The sequence below is a fragment of the Shewanella sp. 1180_01 genome (assembly GCF_052850535.1).
Genome location: NZ_VXCT01000232.1, coordinates 1 through 214 on the forward strand (window position 1 = coordinate 1; position 214 = coordinate 214).

Sequence of the window (214 nt, forward strand, 5' to 3'; positions counted from 1 at the left end):
TCACAGGCACATCGTTGGTGCCGGTAATGGTGATGGTGACCGTGTGCTCAGTGCCGTCGGCACTCAACACCACAAAGGTTTCGACCTTAGTTTCGCCTTCGGCCAGATACTGCACGTCGGCGTTATCGACGTTGTAAGTCCAGTTGCCGTCGGCATCGATGGTTAAGCTGCCGAGCGCGCCAACACTTGGGGTGCCGTTGCCCGCTTGGAATAC

General features: G+C 57.5%; 1 protein-coding gene. It reads right to left on the bottom strand.

Annotated elements, in window-relative coordinates; all coding sequences use genetic code 11:
* Window positions 1–214 (bottom strand): VCBS domain-containing protein (locus tag FW758_RS24995; protein WP_446446871.1); only part of this gene is annotated, 214 nt, incomplete at both ends.